At 52.6% G+C, this 22,158-nt stretch carries 20 protein-coding genes; 17 read left to right on the forward strand and 3 right to left on the reverse strand.

Annotated features, from left to right (window positions below; all coding sequences use genetic code 11):
* Window positions 1-19: 19 nt before the first annotated feature.
* Window positions 20-1,177: a M20/M25/M40 family metallo-hydrolase gene (locus ACFWUL_RS00425; RefSeq protein WP_416177465.1), complete on the reverse strand. Its 1,158-nt coding sequence runs from the start codon at window positions 1,175-1,177 to the stop codon at window positions 20-22.
* 168 nt (window positions 1,178-1,345) lie between these two features.
* Between ACFWUL_RS00425 and ACFWUL_RS00430 the strand changes: the two genes are divergently transcribed.
* From ACFWUL_RS00430 to ACFWUL_RS00505, 16 genes are all read left to right on the forward strand, one after another.
* Window positions 1,346-2,500 carry a DNA polymerase IV gene (locus ACFWUL_RS00430; RefSeq protein ID WP_416177466.1) on the forward strand — a complete coding sequence of 385 codons (1,155 nt, stop codon included), beginning with the start codon at window positions 1,346-1,348 and terminating at the stop codon, window positions 2,498-2,500.
* A 570-nt stretch (window positions 2,501-3,070) separates the two neighbouring features.
* Window positions 3,071-3,574 carry a flavodoxin family protein gene (locus ACFWUL_RS00435; RefSeq protein ID WP_416177467.1) on the forward strand — a complete coding sequence of 168 codons (504 nt, stop codon included), beginning with the start codon at window positions 3,071-3,073 and terminating at the stop codon, window positions 3,572-3,574.
* Between the two features lie 89 nt (window positions 3,575-3,663).
* Window positions 3,664-4,533, forward strand: coding sequence for a DMT family transporter (locus ACFWUL_RS00440; RefSeq protein ID WP_416177468.1), 870 nt, complete (start codon window positions 3,664-3,666; stop codon window positions 4,531-4,533).
* A 552-nt stretch (window positions 4,534-5,085) separates the two neighbouring features.
* Window positions 5,086-5,223 (forward strand): 50S ribosomal protein L34, encoded by a 138-nt coding sequence (gene rpmH, locus ACFWUL_RS00445; RefSeq protein ID WP_008860520.1) that lies wholly within the window; start codon window positions 5,086-5,088, stop codon window positions 5,221-5,223.
* The gene (rnpA, locus tag ACFWUL_RS00450; protein ID WP_297022316.1) at window positions 5,216-5,593 is read left to right on the forward strand and encodes a ribonuclease P protein component; all 378 of its coding nucleotides are present in this window, start codon (window positions 5,216-5,218) and stop codon (window positions 5,591-5,593) included. The genes rpmH and rnpA overlap by 8 nt, the downstream gene beginning before the upstream one ends.
* Before the next feature lies 1 nt (window position 5,594).
* On the forward strand, window positions 5,595-5,804 hold the full coding sequence (yidD, locus tag ACFWUL_RS00455) for a membrane protein insertion efficiency factor YidD (protein ID WP_296096294.1): 210 nt from the start codon (window positions 5,595-5,597) through the stop codon (window positions 5,802-5,804).
* A gap of 235 nt (window positions 5,805-6,039) precedes the next feature.
* Window positions 6,040-7,041: a membrane protein insertase YidC gene (yidC, locus tag ACFWUL_RS00460; protein ID WP_416177469.1), complete on the forward strand. Its 1,002-nt coding sequence runs from the start codon at window positions 6,040-6,042 to the stop codon at window positions 7,039-7,041.
* Window positions 7,038-7,895 (forward strand): RNA-binding cell elongation regulator Jag/EloR, encoded by an 858-nt coding sequence (jag, locus tag ACFWUL_RS00465; protein ID WP_416177470.1) that lies wholly within the window; start codon window positions 7,038-7,040, stop codon window positions 7,893-7,895. The genes yidC and jag overlap by 4 nt, the downstream gene beginning before the upstream one ends.
* Before the next feature lie 1,177 nt (window positions 7,896-9,072).
* Window positions 9,073-11,361: a DNA helicase RecQ gene (recQ, locus tag ACFWUL_RS00470; protein WP_416177471.1), complete on the forward strand. Its 2,289-nt coding sequence runs from the start codon at window positions 9,073-9,075 to the stop codon at window positions 11,359-11,361.
* 82 nt (window positions 11,362-11,443) lie between these two features.
* The gene (locus ACFWUL_RS00475) at window positions 11,444-12,238 is read left to right on the forward strand and encodes a thymidylate synthase (protein WP_416177472.1); all 795 of its coding nucleotides are present in this window, start codon (window positions 11,444-11,446) and stop codon (window positions 12,236-12,238) included.
* Complete coding sequence (locus tag ACFWUL_RS00480) at window positions 12,235-12,711, forward strand: dihydrofolate reductase (RefSeq protein ID WP_416177473.1); 477 nt, start codon at window positions 12,235-12,237, stop codon at window positions 12,709-12,711. Before ACFWUL_RS00475 ends, ACFWUL_RS00480 begins: the two co-directional genes overlap by 4 nt.
* Before the next feature lie 14 nt (window positions 12,712-12,725).
* The gene (locus ACFWUL_RS00485) at window positions 12,726-13,142 is read left to right on the forward strand and encodes a flavodoxin family protein (RefSeq protein WP_297022335.1); all 417 of its coding nucleotides are present in this window, start codon (window positions 12,726-12,728) and stop codon (window positions 13,140-13,142) included.
* A gap of 505 nt (window positions 13,143-13,647) precedes the next feature.
* The gene (locus ACFWUL_RS00490) at window positions 13,648-13,884 is read left to right on the forward strand and encodes a FeoA family protein (RefSeq protein WP_297022338.1); all 237 of its coding nucleotides are present in this window, start codon (window positions 13,648-13,650) and stop codon (window positions 13,882-13,884) included.
* A 16-nt stretch (window positions 13,885-13,900) separates the two neighbouring features.
* Window positions 13,901-14,125 carry a FeoA family protein gene (locus ACFWUL_RS00495; protein ID WP_297022340.1) on the forward strand — a complete coding sequence of 75 codons (225 nt, stop codon included), beginning with the start codon at window positions 13,901-13,903 and terminating at the stop codon, window positions 14,123-14,125.
* A 59-nt stretch (window positions 14,126-14,184) separates the two neighbouring features.
* Window positions 14,185-16,332: a ferrous iron transport protein B gene (gene feoB / locus ACFWUL_RS00500; RefSeq protein WP_416177474.1), complete on the forward strand. Its 2,148-nt coding sequence runs from the start codon at window positions 14,185-14,187 to the stop codon at window positions 16,330-16,332.
* A 58-nt stretch (window positions 16,333-16,390) separates the two neighbouring features.
* Window positions 16,391-16,567, forward strand: a complete 177-nt coding sequence (locus ACFWUL_RS00505; protein WP_297022345.1) for a hypothetical protein — start codon at window positions 16,391-16,393, stop codon at window positions 16,565-16,567.
* A 402-nt stretch (window positions 16,568-16,969) separates the two neighbouring features.
* On the opposite strand, the gene mnmE is transcribed toward ACFWUL_RS00505, so the two are convergent.
* Both mnmE and ACFWUL_RS00515 read right to left on the reverse strand, forming a co-directional pair.
* On the reverse strand, window positions 16,970-18,349 hold the full coding sequence (mnmE, locus tag ACFWUL_RS00510; protein WP_297022348.1) for a tRNA uridine-5-carboxymethylaminomethyl(34) synthesis GTPase MnmE: 1,380 nt from the start codon (window positions 18,347-18,349) through the stop codon (window positions 16,970-16,972).
* A gap of 191 nt (window positions 18,350-18,540) precedes the next feature.
* The gene (locus ACFWUL_RS00515; protein WP_416176844.1) at window positions 18,541-20,031 is read right to left on the reverse strand and encodes an ISNCY family transposase; all 1,491 of its coding nucleotides are present in this window, start codon (window positions 20,029-20,031) and stop codon (window positions 18,541-18,543) included.
* Between the two features lie 160 nt (window positions 20,032-20,191).
* Between ACFWUL_RS00515 and mnmG the strand changes: the two genes are divergently transcribed.
* A complete protein-coding gene (gene mnmG / locus ACFWUL_RS00520) occupies window positions 20,192-22,060 on the forward strand; it encodes a tRNA uridine-5-carboxymethylaminomethyl(34) synthesis enzyme MnmG (RefSeq protein ID WP_297022350.1) in 1,869 nt (622 codons plus the stop codon).
* The last annotated feature ends 98 nt before the right edge of the window (window positions 22,061-22,158 follow it).

A 22,158-nucleotide genomic window follows, 5' to 3' on the forward strand; every position in this document is an offset into this window, starting at 1 on the left:
GGGAGCCTTCGGCCAATTCTTAATGGTTGAAATGACTCTCTGCTTCGATAATCCGATATACCAGTTCCCCCGCATCGTAGAGGTCCTGTTCCTTCAGGTTTTCCTTATTGGTATGGAAGTCGGCCATACCTACGCCTACGAGGACAGAGGGGAAACCTTTGGTGCCGAACCAGTTGGCATCACTGCCACCGCCGGAAGGAGCGGCCTTCATGGTAAAACCGGCGGCATCACAGGCACTTTTAAACAGACGGAGTACCGGGTCCGACTCTTTGACGGTGAAGGCATCATAGGCCTTTTCTTTTTTGATTTCCAGATGGCCCTCCGGGAATTTTTCTGCAGCCTTCCGGAAGGAATCTTCCATGGCGGCCACTACCTTTTCCAGCTTTTCCTTGCTCCGGCTCCTTGCTTCTCCGTGGACAGCACAGTAATCGGGGACAATGTTTACTGCCGTGCCACCCTCGATGGTGCCCAGGTTGCAGGTGGTTTCCTCATCAATCCGCCCATTTGGGGAGCCCGCAATGCCCAGGGCTGCCATGGCAATGGCGCTGGTTCCCTTTTCCGGGCACATGCCCGCATGGGCGGCCACACCGTGGCAGATAAAGTCTACCGTATATTCCGAGGGTCCTGCAATGAAGACGGACCCCGCCGGGCCATCGGCGTCCAGGGTGTAACCGAAGTCAATATCCTTTGCGTATTCCTCTTCCAGGTTCCGGGAACCGAAAAGGCCGATTTCTTCCTGCACCGTGAAGATGACCGTGATTTTTCCATGGGGAATGTAGGATTCTTTCATGAGGTGGAGCCCTTCCAGAATGGCCGTGACGCCAGCCTTGTCATCGCCGCCGAGGATGGTGTTCCCTTTGGAACGGAAGACGCCGTTTTCCAGGACGGGCTCAATGTTTTTGCAGCATTCCACGCAGTCCATGTGTCCCGTCAGGGCGATGGAAGGCAGGCCCTCCGCATTGCCATTGAATGTGGCAATCAGGTTTCCTGAGCTGCCCCCGTTAATGGAGCCTCCGTTGTCTTCCACAATCCGGGAAGCCCCCAGCTTTCGGAGCTCCTGCTTCAGGTAGTCGCAGACCTGGCGCTCTCCCTTGCTGGGGGCATATATTTTTACGAGGTCCGTGAACGTTTTTTTCATTCTTTCTTTATTGACCATAAAAGACACCTCTTTCTTCATTTTATACTCCTATTATAGTGTAGGAGCGGTAGAGAGTCTAATGGGATATGGCATCGCGGGTAAAGCTGCCGATCCGGCGCTTCCCTGCCTCTTTATATAAAACCGCAGGCGCTTCATCGCTTGACGGGGATTCCTTTATTTCCTATGATGAAGAAAAGGAGGTGGACCATGAGACGATGGATTATGCATGTGGACATGGATGCTTTTTTTGCGTCCGTGGAGCAGCGGGACCATCCGGAACTCAGGGGAAAGCCGGTCATCGTGGGAGGACAGGGAAAGCGGGGCGTCGTGGCTACGGCGTCCTATGAAGCCCGCCGCTTTGGTGTCCATTCAGCCATGCCCGGATCCAAAGCCAGGGAGCTCTGCCCCCAGGGCATATTCCTGCCGCCCCGTTTTGATGCTTACAAAGAGGCATCGGATCGAATCCATGAAATCATGCTTCACTATGCCGATACCTATGAACCTATTTCCCTGGATGAAGCGTTTCTTGATATTTCCGGTATGGGTACCCATTTTCCCACGCTGGGGGCCATAGGAAGGGCCATTAAGGCGGAAATTTACCAAAAAACAGCCCTCGTAGCATCTGTGGGTATCGGACCCAACAAATTCCTGGCAAAAATGGCCAGCGACATGGATAAGCCCGACGGCCTTTTTATTATTCCCTATGGGAAGGAAAAGGAAATCCTGGCGCCCCTGCCGGTTCGTCGGCTGTGGGGCGTGGGGAAGGTGACGGAAGCAAAGCTTCTGGAAGCGGGCTTTCGGACCATTGGAGATATCCAAAAGGCCCAGGCGGCAGACCTTTCGTTCCTTGGCAATCAGGGGGCCCTGCTGAAGCGGCTCTCCTTCGGCCTCGATGACCGCCCGGTGGTGGGAACAAGGGAAATCAAATCCATCGGCGATGAATCTACCTATGAAAAGGATATTACCGATCCCGCCGTGATGGAACGGGAAATCGCAATTCACAGCGACGTGGTGGCCCAGAGGCTCCGCCGTCACGGGCTTATCGCCAGGACCATTTCCCTGAAAATCCGCTTTGCCTCCTTCCGCACGGTGACCCGGTCCCTGTCATTGGAAGAAGGTACGAGCCTCCAGGAAGATATCGACCGGAGTGCCCGATCCCTTTTGAAAAAGGTGCCCCTCCAGGAGGGAGTCCGGCTCATCGGTGTCACCGCTTCCAACCTGGGACCTCCTATATACATGGATTCCCTCTTCTCCGATGAACGGGAAAAGAGAAACCGTGCAGCGAAAGCCATGGATGAGATCCAGGCCCGGTTCGGGAAAAAGGCCCTGCAGAAAGGATTCTGGCTGGAGGAGAAGAAATAGGCGCTGCCGGGCAGTGACGCGAAGTAATTAGGAATTAGGAATTAGGAATGGAGGTGCGGCGCACAAATTATATAGCGCCGCAAATTATATATAACCCTAATCATGCAGCCCCTTGGAGAAGGGGCGCGCCAAAGGCGGAGGATGGATGCAGTGTAAAGGTACGTGACTGAATGAGAGAATTTAATGTGTCCTCTATATCAGAGGAATTCACCTGATTCGCAGCTTCTGCCCCTGCGGGGCATCCATCCCCTGGCCTTTGGCCTGCCCCCTTCTCCAAGGGGGCACGTGTTTAGGGGTAGTCTCATCGAAATGACGGAAATTGATGAGTGGGAATTCAGCGGCGAAGCCGCCGGATAAGAAATCGTGCCGCTCTATCATTTCAGGCGGCACACCTTCCCCTCGGGCGAAGCCTGTTACCCTTGAGCCACATTGGCCAAAGGCCATTTCCCCTCAGCCACCTTTCATCGGTCATGTTCGAAGGAGGTGGCTTTTTTGACAGATTACGAATTCGATAGTATCATATAGAAGTCTGTTTATGTAATAGTCTTGTTCATATGAGGAGGAACAGCTATGAAATCATTGGTACTCTGGTCCAGCCGTACGGGAAATACGAAGGCCCTGGCGGAAGCAATTTATGATGCCCTTCCGGGTGAAAAGGAAATCGGAGAAGAGGGAAGAATCTCCGATTTTTCCGGGTATGATATGATTTTTGTGGGATTCTGGGCATTCCGCAGGGGCGCCGACATGGTGGCAAGGAGGACCCTCTCTTCCATCCACGGTAAAAAAGTGGCCATTTTTGGCACCGCCGGTACTTACCCTGATTCTCCGGCAGCCCATGATTATCTGGAAAATGCGGCAGCCCTCCTGCCGGATGACAGCACCTGTGCTGGTACTTTTATCTGCCAGGGCCGGGTCCATTCATTCCACGTGGGGAAAAGAAATGAACATGCACAGAAAGTGCATCCCATGACACCGGAACGGCTGGCCCGCCTCCAGGAAGCAGAAAAGCATCCTGACGAGGAAGATTTCAAAAAGGCTGGGGCCTGGGCACTGGAAATAGTGAACAAGCTGTAAGATATAAGGCGATTACTGCAGAAGACGGGCAGAAGGGATTCCCCTTCTGCTGTCTTTATTTTTACCGCACAGCGGAGAAAGGAGAGCCTGTGAAAGGACAGATGACGGCGGGAATCCTCGCTTCCATACTGGCGGCCCTTCTCTTTACGGCCATGGATGTGAGTGCCAAGGCTCTCGGCCATCTGGGGATGGGGGAGATTACCTTTATCCGGGGACTGGCAGGGCTCCTTTTCATTCCCCTCATTGCCAGGGGAGAAGGGATGCCCCTGTTCTCAGGAAAAGACAGGGGGCTCCTCCATCTCCGGGGGCTTATGGGAGCCTTCGGCATCCTTCTTTTCTTCTACAGCCTCCCGGGCCTGACGCTGGGAGATGCAGAGATCCTGGTCCAGCTCTCTGCTTTCTTCATGTGTATCCTGTCACCCATTTTCCTGAAGACCAGGCTTCCGGGGAAAGTGATCATCTGGCTCTTTGTCATTGCCGCCGGGGCGGCCATTGTCCTCCGCATCTGGAATTTCCAGGCCTTCAACGGCTATGCGGTGCTGGGGGTCATTTCTTCCTTCTGCAGCGCCTGCGCTTACACCTGCATCGGGAAACTCACGGAAAAAGGGGGCCATTCCGGGGCGGAGCTCGTTTTCTACTTCCAGGTCTACTCCATGGCAGGCGGCGCACTGCTCATGACAGGCCATATGGTGATGCCCCTGGGAGGGGACTGGGCATGGATTCTCCTGCTCTCCTTCTCCGCCCTCTTTGCCCAGGTGGCCCTCACCTGGGGATGTACCCACATACCGCCGGTGATTGTGACCTTTGCCATGTATACGGGTCTCCTTTTCCATATCCTGGCAGGCTGGGCCCTGTGGGGAGAAAAGCTGACTGTATACTCCTGGATCGGCGGGGCCGTCATCGTCCTGGGCAGTGTTATGCTTCTCTGGGAGACGAGAGGGAAGGATGCAAGCGGCTGAGAAGTAACTCCTTAATGCTTTGGGCAAAGGGGCTGAAAAAGTGAGGAGTGAGGAGTTAGGAGTGAAGGTGTGCCGCTTAAAATTATAGGGCGGCACGATTTTTTATTCAGCAGCTTTGCCGCATCCATCCTCCGCCTTTGGCGCGCTCCTTCTCTAAGGGGCTGCATGTGTAAGGATAGTGGAGACTCCAGACTCCAGACATCAGACGGTCAGAATCTAGATAGGATTAGCGGCATAGCAGCCAAATATATAATCTGCGGCGCTCTATGAATTGTGCGCCGCCACATCCACTCCTCACTCCTCACTCCTCACTCCTCACTCCTCACTCCTCACTCCTCACTCCTCACTCCTCACTCCTCACTCCTCACTCCTCACTCCTCATTCCTAACTCCTAGCTAATAGCCGGAGGCTTTTACGTGAGCGTGTGCACGAAAGCTATTCACCACTATTTTGTCAAGGAAATTTCATTGACAGGCTTTGCGGACTTGGATATAATTATTCTGTTATGGTGTGCGAAAAATGGCACTGCCAGCATGTAAGGAGGTGTTATACATGGCAAAAATGACATTCCAGCCGAACAATCACTGGAGAAAACAGACCCACGGATTCCGCGCTCGTATGAAGACAAAAGCAGGCCGCATTGTTCTGAAGAGAAGAAGAGCAAAGGGCAGAAAGGTATTAAGTGCCTGATTCAGAGGAAAAGGAAAGGGCGGATTTCAGTCTTCCCCGCTCTTCCCGTATACGACAGAACAGGGATTACCGAAGAATTTATCGCCAGGGAAAGCGATTCAGCAATCGGGCAGGACTTTTTTACCTGGTGAAATCCAGGAAGAGTGATGTCCGTATCGGCTTTGTGGCGACGAAGAAGATTGGTCATGCCTTTGCCCGGAACCGGGCGAAACGGCTGATGAAGGAGGTTTACCGCCTCCATCGGCATGAACTTTCTCCTCACCATGAAGCAGTCCTGCTGGCCAGCCCCTTTCTGACAGGGGCAAGCTACAGGGAAGCGGAAAAAGCGATACTGGCGTTATGGCGGAAGGCCGGGATACTGGAGCAGTAATATGAAAACTGTACTCATCGGAATGATCCGTTTTTACAGGTCATTCATTTCCCCTTTAAAGCCGCCGTGCTGCCGGTTTACACCGACCTGCAGCGAGTACGCCCTGCAGGCGATAGAAAAATATGGTGCCCTCAAAGGCAGCTGGCTCGCAGTAAAGCGGATTATCCGTTGCAATCCATTTTGCAAAGGCGGCTATGATCCCTTACCGTGATGTGGCTGCTTTTTTGATTCTTCACAAGGAAGCACTGACCGGTGTCACTGAGCCGGTGCTTTTTTTTACAAAGGAAACGGCATTTCCGATTTCCTGGCTACTACGGCAGTATTTCCGTATCCATAACATCATGTACCCATGGCGGCCTGTCCGCCTTGTCCCAAAACTCACCGGCGCCTTGAAATGCAGAGGCCCGTATTGGACGGTTGAAATGAAGACCGTGTAAGGAGTAACAATGAGTGATTTTCAGATTCCCCTTTTGAGCAATCTGGTGGGATTCCTGGCAGACATTATGCGCGTGTGCCTGGAATATGCCTACAAACTGACCGATGACCTGGGGTTCCCAAGCTACGGGATCGCCATCATCGTACTGACCATTATCATTAAGACCGCGCTGCTTCCGCTGGCTGTGAAACAGATCAAATCCATGAAGGCCATGCAGGAAATCCAGCCCCTCATGCAGCAGATCCAGAAAAAGTACAAGAATGACCCGAAGAAGCTTCGGGAAGAGATGAGCAAGCTCTACAAGGAACACGGAGCCAATCCGGCCTCCGGCTGCCTGCCCCTCCTGATCCAGATGCCATTCCTGGTGTCCATTTACTATGCCCTCCAGGGATTCCCCTATGATCCGGCCCATGAAAGTTTCCTGTGGCTGGAAAGTCTGGCTGTACCGGACAGCACCTATATCCTGCCTATCCTTTCCGCCGCATCCACATTCATTATTTCCTGGCAGACAACGCCGAAAGACGCACCGGGGAACCAGAAGACCATGCTCATCGTGATGCCGCTCATGATTGGCTGGATGTCCCTCAATTTCCCAAGCGGCCTTGTCATTTACTGGATTGTGGTGAACCTGTACCAGCTCGTACAGCAGACCATCATGTTCCGTGAGGAAATGGTGGACCGCTTCAAAGGCGGCGCTCCCAAGAAAGGCGTAGTCACCGTCCATGGCGACGTGCAGCAGGAAAACCTGAAGACCACCAAAAAGAAAAAGGTCATCCGTAAGAGGATTATCAAGAAAGTGGTCAAGAAGAAAGATAACGCTGAAACAGCGGAGAAAAAAGAAAATAAAGAAGAATCTGCAGACAAAGCTCCTGCTTCTCCTGAAAAGAAAGAAGAAAAGCAGGAGAACCCTGTAAAAAAGGCAGATGCTCCTGAAAAAGAAGGGGCTTCCAGAAAAGCACCTTCTGATACAAAAGAAAGTAAAGATTCCGGGGAGGCTGAAGAAACAAAATGAAAACAGTGAGAATCACAGCAAAGACTATTGATGCAGCCGTAGAAGAAGGTCTGAAACAGCTGGGCATCAGCCGCGAAGAAGCTGTCGTTCATGTTGTGGAACAGCCATCCAGCGGCCTGTTCGGCCTGATTCACAAAAAGCTGGCGGTGGTAGATATTTCCGCCCCCGATGAAGAACCGGCCAAAGAGGAAGAAAAAACACCGGAAACTCCTGCGGAAGAAGAAAAAACGGTGGAAGAACCGAAGGCAGCACCGGAAGAAAAGCCGGCGGAAGAGCCAAAACAGGAAGAACCGAAACCGGAAGAATCCAAAGCCGCAGAAGAAAAACCGGAAGAACCGGCCGCCGCTCCGGAAGAAAAGGGCAGAAGAAAATCGGAAGATTTCGTCTTCAATCCGGAAGAACAGGAAAAGACGGCGGAAGAAGCCAGAAAGTTCCTGGAAAGCGTCTTCCATGGCATGCACCTCGATGTGACCATGGAACGGATGATGAACGAAGAACGGATCCTCTTCAACCTGCACGGTGAGGGCCTTGGTATTCTCATCGGCAAGCATGGACAGACCCTGGATGCCCTCCAGTACCTGACAAACCTGGCAGCCGGCAAGGAATTCCACCATCACTATTTCGTCCTCCTGGACGTGGAAAACTACAGGGAACGCCGTAAGGATACCCTGGAAGCCCTGGCCAGGAGACTGGCGGCCAAGGTAAAACGGACGGGCGAAGAAGTCCGCCTGGAACCCATGGCAGCCGGCGAACGGCGGATCATCCACCTGGCTCTCCAGGACGACGGCGCCGTGACTACGGAAAGTGAAGGCGAAGCACCGCACCGCTATGTGGTCATTAAACTGAAGGAATGATATTGCTGCTAAAAGCCCCTTGAACTCATTCAAGGGGCTTTTGACTTGGGAAAAGTGAGAAGTGAGGAGTGGTGGTGTGCCGCTTCAAATTATAGAGCGGCACGATTTATGGTATTCGGCGGCTTCGCCGCTAAACACATCTTTCCTGATCCCCGTCCGCTTGAACGGAGCGAGCATGCAAAGTAACTCTAACTCTAAGAATTGCTACATTTGCCATGAATGGAGAAATTTTTCTCCGAATCTGGAATACAGGGCTTTTCTATCTTCGTACTGGGGGGGTAACATCGTCATAGCCATATATCTGGAAGATTTCTCGACTTTTTCTTACATACTATTTCTTACGAGAATTATCATCCTGGCGCTTACCACCACTAGTGACTTGTCTCAAGCATATTTGGGTTAATCCCTCATGATAATTTTTGCAAAGTTCCGTATGTGAGCCCTCGATAAGTCATTTCGAGCGGTGGCAAGGGAACTGGATTCGTAAGGAGCCGCAGGCGACTGAGAATCCAGTGACACGCTTCCCCACGGGTGGCAACATGATAGATGACTATGCAGCTTAGAATCGCTACAGCTGCGATGAGCCCCCAAATCTCTCAGATATTTGGGAATACAGGAATTTTCAACTGTTGCTGGCGCTGTAAGACCGACAGGGTCATATATCTGGGAGATCTCTCGACTCTTTCTCACATTCGATTTTTATATTTTTCGTCATTACGACGCTTACCACCGCTCGAGATGTGCGTGTCTTGCAGAGGACATGCAAGGCAGGCGTACATTGGCGCTTTTACTGCACAATAAAACGCCTTCCTTTTGCCGCCTGCCCGGTCGAGTTGGGGATAGAGTTTATTGCATTTAATGCCGGTAACCGGTAGGATACCCAAAGGTTGATACGCTCGGGTCAACATCAATCATTAACCCCAATATGCTTGAGATGACACACTAGAAATGATAAAGGTTGGTAAAATAATCCCGGAAATATATAAATTCCGCGGCGCCCTATAATTTTGATGCGCCGCACCACCACTCCTAACTCCTAACTCCTAACTCCTAACTCCTAACTCCTAACTCTTCCCTAATCAATTTTCCGTCTATACCCTCATAGCCAGATTCCTGTATCTCTACAATATACATGATATAATAAAAATGATACACAGAAGAGGAAGGAGGAAACGCCGTGGGGCCCTCAGACATTTTAAAACAGTATTTCGGCTATGATTCGTTCCGGCCGAAGCAGAAAGAAGTGATTGATGCCATCTGCCGGGGAGAAGATGTGATGGCCATCATGCCCACCGGCGCCGGGAAGTCCATCTGCTTCCAGATTCCGGCCCTCCTTTTTCCCTATGGTACGGTTATTATTTCTCCCCTGATTTCCCTCATGAAGGACCAGGTGGAGGCTCTCCTGGAACAGGGAATCCCTGCTTCCTATGTGAACAGCACCATCCCCTATGAAGAGTCCATCGAGCGGCTCCGGAATCTGTACCGGGGCAGGATCAAGCTGCTCTACATGGCTCCGGAGAAGCTGGAACCCTCCTATTTTACCCAGTGCCTGGCCCAGGTGCCCCTGTCCATGGTGGTCATCGATGAGGCCCACTGCGTGTCCCAGTGGGGCCATGATTTCCGTCCGTCCTACCGGAAAATCAAGACATTCATCGACAGCCTGCCCCGCCGTCCGGTGGTGACTGCCTTTACGGCCACCGCCACGCCGGTGGTGGAAGCGGACATGAAGAAAAGTCTGGGGCTGGAGAGGGCCCGGGTATTCCGTACGGGGCTGGATCGGCCGAATTTGTCGTTCCGGGTCATCGAATCGGCGGGAAAGGAAGATTTCATCCTCCGGTATGTGAAAAGTCACAAGAAGGAAAGCGGCATCATTTACTGTGCCACCCGCAAAGCGGTGGAAAAGGTGTACGACATGCTGCTCCGGCGGGGCATCAGCGCCGGCCGCTACCATGCAGGCATGGATGATGAGGATCGACGAAAGGCGCAGGAGGATTTTTCCTTTGATAATGTGAACGTCATGGTGGCCACCAATGCCTTCGGTATGGGCATCGACAAGAGCAATGTGCGCTACGTTATCCATTACCAGATGCCAAAGAGCCTGGAAGCCTATTACCAGGAAGCCGGCCGAGCCGGAAGGGATGGGTCCAGGGCAGAGTGCATCCTTCTCTACAGCGGCCGGGATGTGAGCATCCAGCGGTATCTCATCGAGCAGGGAAACCAGGACGAGGACCAGAAGAGGATGGATTACCACCGGCTCAATGCCATGGTGGATTACTGCCAGACCACCTCCTGTCTCCGCAATTTCATCCTTGCCTACTTCGGGGAGCATGTGAAAGAGCCTTGCGGCCACTGCGGCAATTGTGAAAGCGGGAAGGGGAAGGTGGATGTCACCGATACGGCGTCCCTCATTTTCCGGACCGTGTCCCTGCTTCGTGAACGGTTTGGCGCCCAGGTGGTGGCCGATGTACTCCATGGCAGCCATTCCCAGATGATTCTGGACAGGAAACTGGAGGATACGCCGACCTACGGTAAATTATCCTTTGTGAAAGTGAAGCACATCAAAAGTGCCCTGAATAATTACATCGCCGACGGGTATCTCCGGCGGGAGGGAGAACCCTATGCGGTCCTGAAGCTGACGGATCGGGCCCGGGCGGTGCTGGCAGGGCAGGAAAAGGTCATGGGTCTTGCCTTTGGCGCCGACGATGTCATGGCCGATGCGGCGGTGGAAAGAAAACTGGAAAGGAATCCCATACGGAAGGGGGGCCTCTTCGAAAAACTGCGGAAACTTCGGACATCCATTGCCAGGGAGGAATCGGTGCCGCCGTTCGTTGTATTTTCCGATACCACCCTGGAAGATATGGTCCTTCTCCATCCATTGACCATGGAAGACATGGCAAAAGTCCGTGGGGTCGGTTCCTTTAAACTGCAGAAGTACGCTCCCCGATTCCTGGAAGCACTGAGGGAGGATACGGGTGAACCGGAGGCGGAAGAGGAAAAGGACGCAGCCGATTCCGATGAAAGCTTACTGGCGGCCCTGAAGGACCTGAGAAGGTCCATGGCTGGAGAGCTCCATAAGGCGCCAAAGTCCATATTCACCGATGAGGTGCTCTCATCCATGGCCCTCCAGCGTCCTTCCAGCATAGAGGAACTGAAGCAGATCCGGGGAATCGGAAGTAAAAAGGCGTCGGCCTATGGCATGCCGTTCCTCCGTCTCATACAGGGAGAAACGGCGTCCCATCCTTCCCTGCCGGAGAATGTAGATGAAAGTGCCCGGCTCCTGTTCCTGGGAAAGGTGAGGGACCGGCTGGCCCGCAGGGCCGGCGTCCTTCCGGCGGAAATCCTTTCCGATGGAAGTCTCCATGACCTGGCGGAGGGGGATCTGTCCCCCCTGGAAAAGCTGGAGGAAGGACGGGCCCGAGAATTCCGAAAGGCCATGGATACCTATGCGAAGATTGCGGGAAATTGAGCTGGCCTGGCTGGATATCCTTTTCAGATCTTCAGGTTGGCAATGATTACCATAATAAATGAATTCAACTAAGGAGGACCCTATGAGTCTTGCAGATACAGAATATCTGGGAATTGTGAAAAATATCCTGGAAAAGGGGGCGCTGGGCCAGAATCGGACCGGCATGCCTGCCTATAAGCTGCCCCACCAGATCATGCAGTTTGACCTGGAAAAGGAATTTCCTATCCTCACCACGAAGTTCGTGGCCTTTAAGACGGCGGTGAAAGAAATCCTCTGGATCTGGCAGAAACAGTCCAACGATGTGCGGCTCCTGCAGAAATGGAACTGCCATATCTGGGATGAATGGATGCGGGAGGATGGAACCATCGGAAAGGCTTACGGCTACCAGCTGGCCAAGTACCACCAGGTGGATAACCTTTTAAAGACATTGAAGGAAGATCCCCAGAGCCGGCGCATGGTGGTGGACCTCTGGAATGCGGGGGACCTGCCGGACATGGCGCTCTATCCCTGCGCCTTCCTGACCATGTGGGATGTGTCGGAAGACGGCCGCCTGAACTGCATGCTTGTACAGCGGAGTGGGGACATGGGCCTCGGTGTGCCGTTCAATATGGCCCAGTATGCGGCGCTGATCTGCATGATTGCCCAGGTGAGCGGTCTCCGCCCGGGGCTTTTTACCCATGTCATCAATAATGCCCATATTTATGAAAACCATGTGGAAGCCCTGAAGAAACAGCTGGCCCGGCTGCCGGAGGCTTACGAAGCACCGAAGCTCGTACTGAATCCGGATATCAAAAATTTCTATGACTTCCAGCCGGAAGATATTGTCCTTGAAAATTACAGGCACCACGACAAGATTTCCATGGAGGTGTCGGTATGAGCCTTTCCATCATCGTGGCCCGGGCAGAAAACGGGGTTATCGGGAAAGATAATGGCCTCATCTGGCACCTGTCCGATGACCTGAAGCGGTTCAAAGCCCTCACCATGGGCCATCCCATCGTCATGGGCAGGAAAACATTTGAAAGTCTGCCGAAGGTTCTTCCCGGCCGTGTCCATTACGTACTTACAGGGAATAAAGACTACAGGGCTCCGGAAGGGGTGCTTCTCTTCCATGATGTGAAGAGCCTTTTATCTGCCCTGCCGGAGGGGGAGAATTTCGTTATCGGCGGAGAGCACATGTATCGGACCCTCTTTCCCTATGCAGATACCCTGTATATTACGGAAGTCAGGAAATCCTATGAGGGCGATGCCTTTTTCCCGGATTTCGACGAAAAAGAATGGCACCTGGCCAGCAGGAAAGCAGGAGAAGGTCCGATTCCCCATGATTTCTGCGTATATAAGAGAATCAAGTAAAGAAGGTAGAGCTTATGAGATTTGCAGTTCGATATTACAGCCGCGGCGGTTCCACGGAAAAGGTGGCAAAAGCCATTGCTCGGGAAGTGGGGGAACGGGCAGAAACGACGGATAAGGGTCTGGAAAAGAGGGTGGATATCCTTTTCATCGGCAGCGGCGTCTATAAAGGCCATATTGATGGTCATGTGAAATCCTTTATCCAATCTCTGGATCCATCGAAAGTAGGAAAGGCGGCTTTCTTCAGCACCGCCATGCTTTCCGGCGGTAAGAGCGATGAAGAGGTAAGACGGCTCTTGGAAGAAAAGGGAATCACCATGGATACGAGGACGTTCCACTGCCATGGAAAATTCCTCTTCTTCCACAGAGGCCATCCGGACCGGAAGGACCTGGTGGATGCGGAAATCTTTGCCAAGAAGATAGGGAAATTATAAAGAATGGGCCCTGTCCTCCGGCTAAGGCGCTGCCTGCGGCAAGGCAGCAGCCTGATGGCCAGGGCTGAGGCTTCGCATGGGCTCAGGGAAAAGATGATTTAGAAGGCCCAAGTCCGGTCGAGTCCCCGTGCTCTCATGATACTTTCCCGGTGTGTTCGCTGCCGCAACCGTTCTTCCTTCCTGAATTTTCATCTTTCATTTTATTGCGCCATTTCAGGCGCTTTTTTTATTGCCCTTATTTCCATGGCTTTCAATACTTCCTGTAAGTCTATCTGATTTATCATATATGGTATACCGAGCATATCGAAATAAGTATATGTAATTTAATAAATAATATATGCCGACTTTAAATTTTAATAAATCCTATTATTAGAAAAATCCGAATTAAAGAAAGCATGCCATATAATAATAATACGGGTTACCATTAAATATTATTTTGGATTATTGACTAATTATGTGCGGCGGAATTATTATAAGACCGTAATGATGAGCCTGTGAGTATCCAATGAAAGGAAATGGGGTGAAATACATGATGCCTCTTATTTTTGCAAAAGAAGGCGATACCGTGACGATCCGCCGCATTTCCGGGAAAGACGATATCCGGCAGCATCTGGCGGAACTGGGATTTGTGGTGGATACACCGGTACTCATTGTCAGCCATATGTCGGGAAACCTGATTGTCCAGGTGAAAGGGAGCCGGGTGGCTTTGGACCGGTCTATGGCACAGAAAATATATTTCTAAAGGAGAGAGAATCCGAATGAAAACTTTGAAGGATGTACCGGTCGGCGCAACTGCCAGGGTAAAGAGAATCCATGGAGAAGGGGCCCTTCGCCGCCGCATCATGGATATGGGGATTACAAAGGGCGTAGATGTTTACGTCCGCAAGGTGGCACCCCTGGGAGATCCGGTGGAACTGACCATCCGGGGCTACGAACTGTCTATCCGCAAGAATGAAGCGGAAGCCATCGAAGTGGAAGAATGAATCATGGACTGATGATTCACAAGGAAAAGATAGGACACCAATAGAAAGGAGCAGCAGGAATGTCTATCAGAATTGCCCTTGCAGGCAACCCGAATTGCGGTAAAACAACATTATTTAATGAACTGACCGGCAGCTCCCAATACGTGGGCAACTGGCCGGGCGTCACAGTAGAAAAGAAGGATGGGATTTTAAAGAAGCATCCCGATGTCATTATCCAGGACCTTCCGGGGATTTATTCCCTTTCTCCCTATACGCTGGAAGAAAAGGTGGCCCGGAATTACCTGGTCAATGAACAGCCCGATGCCATCCTGAACATTATCGATGGTACGAACCTGGAAAGAAACCTCTATCTTTCTACCCAGCTCATCGAAATCGGCCTGCCTGTAGTGATGGCGGTGAACATGATGGACCTGGTCAAGAAGAACGGGGATACCATCGATGTGAAGAAGATGGGCGAAGAACTGGGATGCGAAGTGGTAGAAATCTCCGCACTCCAAGGGAAGGGTTGTATGGAAGCTGCCGAGAAAGCAGTGGCGGCGGCCAAAGAAAAGCGGAAGGTCCGCCTGCCTTCTGTATTCACCGGCAGCGTGGAACATGCCATTGCCCATATTGAAGAAACCATTGCGCCGAAGGTGGAAGACCGGTTCCTCCGCTGGTACGCTATCAAGGTCTTTGAACGGGACGAAGAAGCTACGGCAGCGCTCCAGCTGGACCCCAAGACCCTGAGCCACCTGGAAGGACACATCAAAGACTGCGAAGATGAACTGGATGACGATGCGGAATCCATCATCATCAACCAGCGCTATGAATATATTGCTAAAATCATCAGCTCCGTGCTGAAGAAGAAGCACGCCGGCCACACTATGACGGTATCCGATAAGATTGACCGGGTAGTCACAAACCGGGTGCTGGCACTTCCGATTTTCTTCCTCATTATGACGGTGGTTTACTTCATTTCCTGCTCCATTATCGGCGGACCGGTGACGGACTGGGTGAATGATGATTTCTTTGGCGGCATCGTCACCGATGCGGCGTCTGATTTTCTGGAAGCCATTGAAGCGCCGGACTGGCTGGAAAGCCTTCTCGTTGATGGTATCATCGGCGGCGTAGGTACGGTCCTGGGCTTCGTACCCCAGATTCTTTCTATTTTCTTCTTCCTTTCCGTCCTGGAAGACTCCGGCTACATGGCCCGGGTAGCCTTCATTATGGACCGTATTTTCCGGAAATTCGGCCTTTCCGGTAAGTCCTTCATTCCGATTCTCGTAGGCAGCGGCTGCGGCGTGCCGGCAGTCATGGCGACCAGGACCATTGAAGACCAGCGGGACCGGCGGATGACCATTATGCTCTGCACATTTATCCCCTGCTCGGCCAAGGCCGTCATTATTGCCATGATTACGTCCACCTTCTTCCCGGACTCCGTCCTCATGGCGCCGTCCATGTATTTCCTGGGCATCGCGGTCATTGTGCTCGCCGGCATTGCCTTGAAGAAGACGTCCGTATTTGCCGGTGACCCGGCCCCCTTTGTCATGGAACTTCCTGCGTACCATGTACCGTCCCTGAAGGGTGTGCTTATCCACATGTGGGAAAGAGCCCGGGGCTTCATCATCAAAGCGGGCACCATTATTTTTGCCGTATGCGTTATCATCTGGTTCTTCTCTTCCTTCAACATTACCATGGACATGGTGGATGATATCGAAGATTCCATGCTTGCCGGTTTCGGCCACCTGATTTCCTGGATCTTCGCACCTCTCGGTCTCGGTGACTGGAAAGGCGCAGTAGCCGTCATTTCCGCTGAAATGGCAAAGGAAGATGCCATCGGTACCCTGGCTGTGCTGAATGGCGTAGCCAAGGATGCGGAAGATGAAGCTGTGATGGCCGGCATCTCCGGCATGTTTACCCCTATTGCTGCATTCTCCTACATGATCCTGAACCTCTTCGACCCGCCATGCATCGTGGCCATGGCCACCATTGCCCGTGAAATGGGAGATAAGAAATGGGCGGGTCTGGCCATTGGCTTCCAGGTGATCCTGGGATATTCCCTGGCCTTCATTGCCTACAACCTTGGCGGCTGGCTGTTCTATGGATTTGCATTCGGCATTTCCCAGGTATTGGCCATTATCCTCTGCCTTATCGGGCTGTACTTTATCTGCCGCCCGGCACCAAAGGCGAAGGAGGATATCGTGGAAGGGGCCGGAGCCAGGGCCTGAAAGATATCAGGTCAATAATTCCGAATGATTTCTGTTCTGTCTGAAAGGAGGACTTCCTGTGAGTATAGGAACCTATGCTGTTCTTGCTGTGATTGCTATTCTTTTTATTCTGGCCTGCCGGCATATTTACCGGGTCACCCTGGGCGGCGGAAGCTGCTGCGGTGGCGGAGACGGTGAATGCCCTGCCTGCCGGGCAAGAAAGATGAAACTGCACGGCGGACTGAAGGAACAGTAAAGTCCAAAGGAGGAGCTCTTCGGAGCTCCTCCTTTTATATTTTGAGTAAGAACGCGATATTTCAGTTTGTCGAGCTGGTGGACGGCGCTGATGGGTAGAGCCATTCGTGCAGGGCTTCTAGCTGTTAGCTCCTGGCTGCTAGGAAGGCTCAACAGCCTACGGCACGAATGGCAGGTGGAAACATTGGACGGAAAGCGCCGCAGGCGGATCAGCTTCCCTAGCAGCTAGCCGCTAGAAGCTAGCTGCCCCGTGCGAGTGAATCTATACGCCAGCACCGAATACCAACAGCGGGGCAAACCGCAATTTGATTATGTGACAGATATTGAAAATCTACTCCAAGCCAAAAGGAGTGCCCCTAAAAAGGGGTACTCCTTTTCCTGTAGATTGCTTTGCTTTTGCGCCTTACTTACCTACACAGAACCGTTCGAAGATGGTATTGATCAATTCATTGTCCACAGTTTCTCCCGTGATTTCACCCATCCGGTTCCAGGCTTCCACCAGGTCCACCGTGATACAGTCCGCCGGCATACCGGCAGAAAGGGACTCCTGGGCCCGGTGCACCGCTTCCAGCGCTTTTTTGACCAGGTCCACGTGCCGGAGATTTGTGAGGAAGAGCTCCCTTCCCGCATCCCGGTCCTGGTGTTCCGTGAGGCGGCGCAGGGCTTCTTCCAGTTCTTCCATGCCGCTGCCGTAGCGGGCGGAAATGGGGACCACCGGGATAGGGCCGGCGGCTTCATGGATTTCTTCCTCCCCGATTTCCTGGGGCAGGTCGTATTTATTGAGGATCACCATGGCTTTGCGGCCCTTCAGATTTTTGAGAAGAGTCTTATCTTCCTCGGAAAGGGGCCGGGAGCCGTCGATGACAGCCAGTACAAGGTCCGCTTTTGCCATGGATTCCTTAGCCCGTTCGATGCCGATTTTCTCCACCTTGTTATCGGTCTCCCGAAGGCCGGCGGTGTCCATGAGCACCAGGGGCACCCCTCCGATTTTGATGGATTCCTCGATGGTGTCCCTGGTGGTACCGGGAATGTCGGTGACAATGGCCCGGTCTTCCTGGAGAAGCGCGTTGAGAAGGCTCGACTTCCCTGCATTTGGCCGCCCCACGATGGCGGTGCGGAGGCCTTCTTTGATGATGCGGCCCTCTTCAGACCGCTTGAGGAGGGAGGACAGGGATTTCTCGATGGCCGCAAGGCCTTCCCCGATTTCTTCGTTTGTCAGGTCCTCCAGGTCCTCTTCCGGATAGTCGATGGTCACTTCCAGTTTTGTGATGAGGTCCGTCAGTTCATCCCGGCTCTTTTTCACGAACCGGGAGAGGGCTCCGGAAAGGTGGCTTTCTGCCTGGGACAGGGCGGCGGAGCCCTTTGCTTCGATGATGTCCATCACCGCCTCCGCCTGGGACAGGTCGAGGCGCCCATTGAGAAAGGCCCGCTTCGTGAATTCCCCGCGGCTGGCAAGGACCGCCCCGTTTTCCAGGGCCAGTTCCAGTGTTTCCCGGAGGGCTTCCATGGAACCGTGAATCTGGATTTCCACCACATCTTCCCCGGTGTAGGAATGGGGAGCCTTCATGTAAACGGCCAGCCCTTCATCTACCTTCCTTTTGCACCGGTGGACATGGCCGAAGTACATCATGTAGGGAACTGCGTCCTTCATGGATTCCAACTTTTTGGTAGTAAACAGGCGGTCCGCCACATCACAGGCGGAAAGGCCGCTGATGCGGACGATGCCGATGCCGCCCTCTCCGGGAGCCGTGGCAATGGCCGCTATGGTTGTTTCTTCGTACATAGATTTCTCCTTGGATTACATATTGAAATTTATTTATATTGTAACAGAAACGGGAAGAAATGCAAAAACAGATAAACTCCCTGTTTTCTCTTTTAATGGGCCTGTCAAGCATTTTTGAAAATGTCCCGAGAATTGTCATTTAATAGCCCCGCAATAGTGGGGCTATTTTGAGTGGTTAGGCCAGTATGTTACTAAAATATGTTACGCGATGCAAGTTCTTCTGGATCTTGTCTGGAATGATGCGGTCTTGTAAGGACGTAATGACGGAAAGATGCCTGCTTCCATGGGTGACTCATCGGTGGAATCCAGTGTTTCTGAGGCTTTGGTTTGGTATAGTCAGCATCAAGCTCAGGAGATTTCTTCTGGCGCAAAGGGATGGCTTCCAGCGCGTAGATACTGGTATCGTTAACACTGCAGTAGAGTTCGCCGTTGAAAGCCCGTATGACTAGTACTTTGGTTCCGCTGGCATAATGCACCTGATGGCCTTCTGAATCAAGCATACGATAGTACTGACGCTGGAAACGGATGCAGTGGCCTCTGTCTACCGTACGGCCTGTAAGTACAGCCAGTATCAGGTTGATCCTCTCATCTGACGGTTGCGTCACAAAAGCTGATTTGGTACTATTGGGGGGAAGTGCAAACTTCGCATTGAATTCTTTTAGGTAGGACTTGAGGAATTCATTGGCGTCTGCAATAGTCGTGATGCCTGCCTGTCTCAGCTCAATCGGCAGGCGCGACTGCAGCGTCTCATTGAGCCGCTCAACCCGGCCTTTGGCCTGTGGTACGCTGCTTGACTCAAGGTGTATCCCCAGTTGCCTGCAAGCGTAACCGAACTGCGTATAGGTATCCTCGTCGATGGACGGGGATCCTTTTTGTTTGTAAATGAACACAGTGCGTTTATCCGTGAAGATTTCCACAGGGATTCCGTAATCTTTGAGAGTCTGCCAGAGGACATGGTAATAGCCGTTCAGGGTCTCCTGGGTGTCAAAATAGCCGCCAGTCACGATGCCAGTAGCATCATCAATGAAGAGGTGGAGATGCCAGATCTTCCCGGGGACCCATTCATATGGAGTGGCATCACCCTGCAGCTGTTCCCCAAAGTAAGCATGCCGTGGACGCCGGCTGTGGGCATCTTCAGCAGCCACAAGATTGACTTGTATTTCCATCTGCTTTTTTCTGGATTTCGTGTTGCTTTTCATTGCTTCCAATTTCCTCCTGATCCGTTTTCTTTTGGCCCGTGTAGCCTTAGGAGAGAGAATAAAGGCTGCCTCAAGAATGGAGGCTACAGAGGAAACGGAGACATGGATATTCTCATGTCTGTCCAGAAGTTCGGTAAAGTGGGTAAAATTGGCGCCATAGTACTCATTCTGGTAAAGAGCCACAATTTTTTCTCTGAGTGAGGCTGGAAGTGTTGTTACGGGTTGTCTACCCCTGTTCCCGTGGACAAATGCTGCTTTACCTTCCTGACGATAGCGCAGGATTAACCGGTTCACGGTGCGGACAGTGCACCCCAGCCGGACTGCTGCTGCAAGCTTGTTGCCATCTGGATGAGCAACAAGAGATTTGATTGTTTCATATTTGAACTGCTCGTCCATCGTTAATTCAACCTTTCTGATAAAAATTCCTCCCATCACTTGCGTTAAGATTGTGATGAGATTATACCATGACTGGGACATTTTCATTTGTGGTTACTTGAGACAATATCACTTGTGGTTCATAACTCCCTGTTTTCTCTTTTAATGGGCCCTTTCAAAGGGCACCCTTTTTTTATATAATAACAATATTGGATTAGTAAAATGGATAAGTGTTCCATAGAGGTACAACAACAGAAAGAAGGATACCATGTATCTCATTGATACCTATGATGTAATCGTGGTGGGAGCCGGCCATGCAGGCTGTGAGGCAGCCCTGGCGGCGGCCCGGCTGGGCTGCAAGACCCTGCTCACCACCATTTCCCTGGAAAATGTGGCCATGATGCCCTGCAACCCTGCCATCGGGGGACCGGGCAAGAGCCACCTTGTAAAGGAAATCGATGCCCTGGGCGGGGAAATGGGGATTGCCGCCGATAAGACGGCCATCCAGATGCGTATGCTGAACCTGGGCAAAGGACCGGCGGTGTATGCCCTCCGCGCCCAGTCCGACAAGAACGCCTACCACCGCTATATGAAGCAGGTGGTGGAAAATACGGATGGCCTGGACCTGAAACAGGTACAGGTGATGGATATTATTGTGGAAGATGGAAAATGCGTGGGCATTACTACGGAGCTCCATGAAGAATACCGGGCAAAAGCGGTGATTCTCTGTACCGGCACGTACCTGGACAGTGAAATCATCATCGGAGATACCATGTATTCCGGCGGCCCCAATGGCATGCGGCCTTCTGTAGGGCTTTCGGAGAACCTGAAGAAGCATGGACTTACGATCCTCCGCTTCAAGACCGGCACCCCGAGCCGCGTGGACATCAGGAGCCTCCATCTGGACCATATGAAGCTGGAACAGGGGGACCCGGAGAACCATGCCTTCTCCTTCATGGATGAACGGGCGGACCGGAACCAGCGGAACTGCTGGCTCACCTATACCAATGAAACCACCCACAAGATTATCCGGGACAATCTCATGCGGGCTCCAAAGTATGCAGGCCTCATCCACGGCGTGGGCGCCCGGTACTGCCCGTCCATCGAGGATAAGGTGGTCCGGTTCCCGGACAAGAAGCGGCACCAGCTCTTCATCGAACCGGAAGGACTGGATACGAATGAAATGTATGTGCAGGGCATGTCCACATCCATGCCTATTGATGTGCAGTATGCCTTCCTCAAGACCATTCCGGGCCTGGAGGACGTGAAGGTCATGCGCCCGGCCTACGCCATCGAGTATGACCTTTTGGACCCCCTGCAGCTCTATCCCACACTGGAAGTAAAGAAACTGCCGGGCCTCTATTCCGCCGGCCAGTCCAACGGTACATCGGGCTACGAAGAAGCGGCGGCCCAGGGCCTTATGGCCGGCATCAATGCGGCCCTTAAAATCAAGGGAAAGGAGCCCTTCATCCTGGGACGCCATGAAGCCTATACGGGGGCTCTCATCGACGATCTCGTCACGAAGGGGACAAACGAACCGTACCGTATGATGACGAGCCGCAGTGAATACCGGCTCATTCTCCGGCAGGACAATGCGGACCTCCGGCTCACCCAGAAGGGCTATGATATCGGCCTCGTCACGGAAGAACGGTACCAGCACTTCCTGGAACGGAAGCGGAACTTCGAGGAAGCCATGAAGTACATCCGCACGAAACGGTTTACGCCAAAGGCGGAAGTGAATAAGGCCCTGGAAGATATGGGCTCCGCTCCCCTCACCACGGGTATGGGAGCCGATAAAATCCTGAAACGGCCGGAAATGACCTATCGGAAGATGGTGGAATTTCTGGGGTGCCCGGAATTTGACCCTGAAGCGGTGGAGGAGATGGAAATCACCGTGAAGTACGAAGGCTACATTGCCCGGCAGGAAGCAGCGGTCCGGAAGGCAGCCCGCATGGAAAGCGAGAAAATGCCGAAGGATATGGACTACCTCCATCTGGACGGGATTTCCATCGAAGCCCGGCAGAAGCTGGACAAAATCCGGCCCCTGTCCCTTGGCCAGGCTTCCCGTATCTCCGGCGTCTCTCCGGCGGATATGTCGGTACTCATGGTTTACCTGAAGCGGTATAAGGGAAAGTAAAAGGGCCATGGTCGGGCGGTGACTTTGCAATGGTGCGGCGAAGCCACTGAAGGCCCAGGGAAGCACTGATTAAATCGTGGTCGGATTTCATTCTTGGA

Origin of the sequence: Dialister sp. (genome assembly GCF_047832375.1) — a bacterium.
In the GTDB taxonomy this organism is placed as follows: domain Bacteria; phylum Bacillota; class Negativicutes; order Veillonellales; family Dialisteraceae; genus Dialister.

Excerpts from the sequence above, each read along its gene's own strand:
- mnmE (WP_297022348.1), bottom strand. The coding sequence starts at position 18,349 with ATGTACGAAGAAACAACCATAGCGGCCATTGCCACGGCTCCCGGAGAG.
- yidC (WP_416177469.1), top strand. The coding sequence starts at position 6,040 with ATGAGTGATTTTCAGATTCCCCTTTTGAGCAATCTGGTGGGATTCCTG.
- mnmG (WP_297022350.1), top strand. The coding sequence starts at position 20,192 with ATGTATCTCATTGATACCTATGATGTAATCGTGGTGGGAGCCGGCCAT.
- jag (WP_416177470.1), top strand. The coding sequence starts at position 7,038 with ATGAAAACAGTGAGAATCACAGCAAAGACTATTGATGCAGCCGTAGAA.
- ACFWUL_RS00515 (WP_416176844.1), bottom strand. The coding sequence starts at position 20,031 with ATGAAAATGTCCCAGTCATGGTATAATCTCATCACAATCTTAACGCAA.
- ACFWUL_RS00495 (WP_297022340.1), top strand. The coding sequence starts at position 13,901 with ATGAAAACTTTGAAGGATGTACCGGTCGGCGCAACTGCCAGGGTAAAG.
- ACFWUL_RS00480 (WP_416177473.1), top strand. The coding sequence starts at position 12,235 with ATGAGCCTTTCCATCATCGTGGCCCGGGCAGAAAACGGGGTTATCGGG.
- feoB (WP_416177474.1), top strand. The coding sequence starts at position 14,185 with ATGTCTATCAGAATTGCCCTTGCAGGCAACCCGAATTGCGGTAAAACA.
- ACFWUL_RS00485 (WP_297022335.1), top strand. The coding sequence starts at position 12,726 with ATGAGATTTGCAGTTCGATATTACAGCCGCGGCGGTTCCACGGAAAAG.
- ACFWUL_RS00430 (WP_416177466.1), top strand. The coding sequence starts at position 1,346 with ATGAGACGATGGATTATGCATGTGGACATGGATGCTTTTTTTGCGTCC.
- rpmH (WP_008860520.1), top strand. The coding sequence starts at position 5,086 with ATGGCAAAAATGACATTCCAGCCGAACAATCACTGGAGAAAACAGACC.
- ACFWUL_RS00490 (WP_297022338.1), top strand. The coding sequence starts at position 13,648 with ATGAAAGGAAATGGGGTGAAATACATGATGCCTCTTATTTTTGCAAAA.
- yidD (WP_296096294.1), top strand. The coding sequence starts at position 5,595 with ATGAAAACTGTACTCATCGGAATGATCCGTTTTTACAGGTCATTCATT.
- ACFWUL_RS00425 (WP_416177465.1), bottom strand. The coding sequence starts at position 1,177 with ATGAAGAAAGAGGTGTCTTTTATGGTCAATAAAGAAAGAATGAAAAAA.
- ACFWUL_RS00475 (WP_416177472.1), top strand. The coding sequence starts at position 11,444 with ATGAGTCTTGCAGATACAGAATATCTGGGAATTGTGAAAAATATCCTG.
- ACFWUL_RS00435 (WP_416177467.1), top strand. The coding sequence starts at position 3,071 with ATGAAATCATTGGTACTCTGGTCCAGCCGTACGGGAAATACGAAGGCC.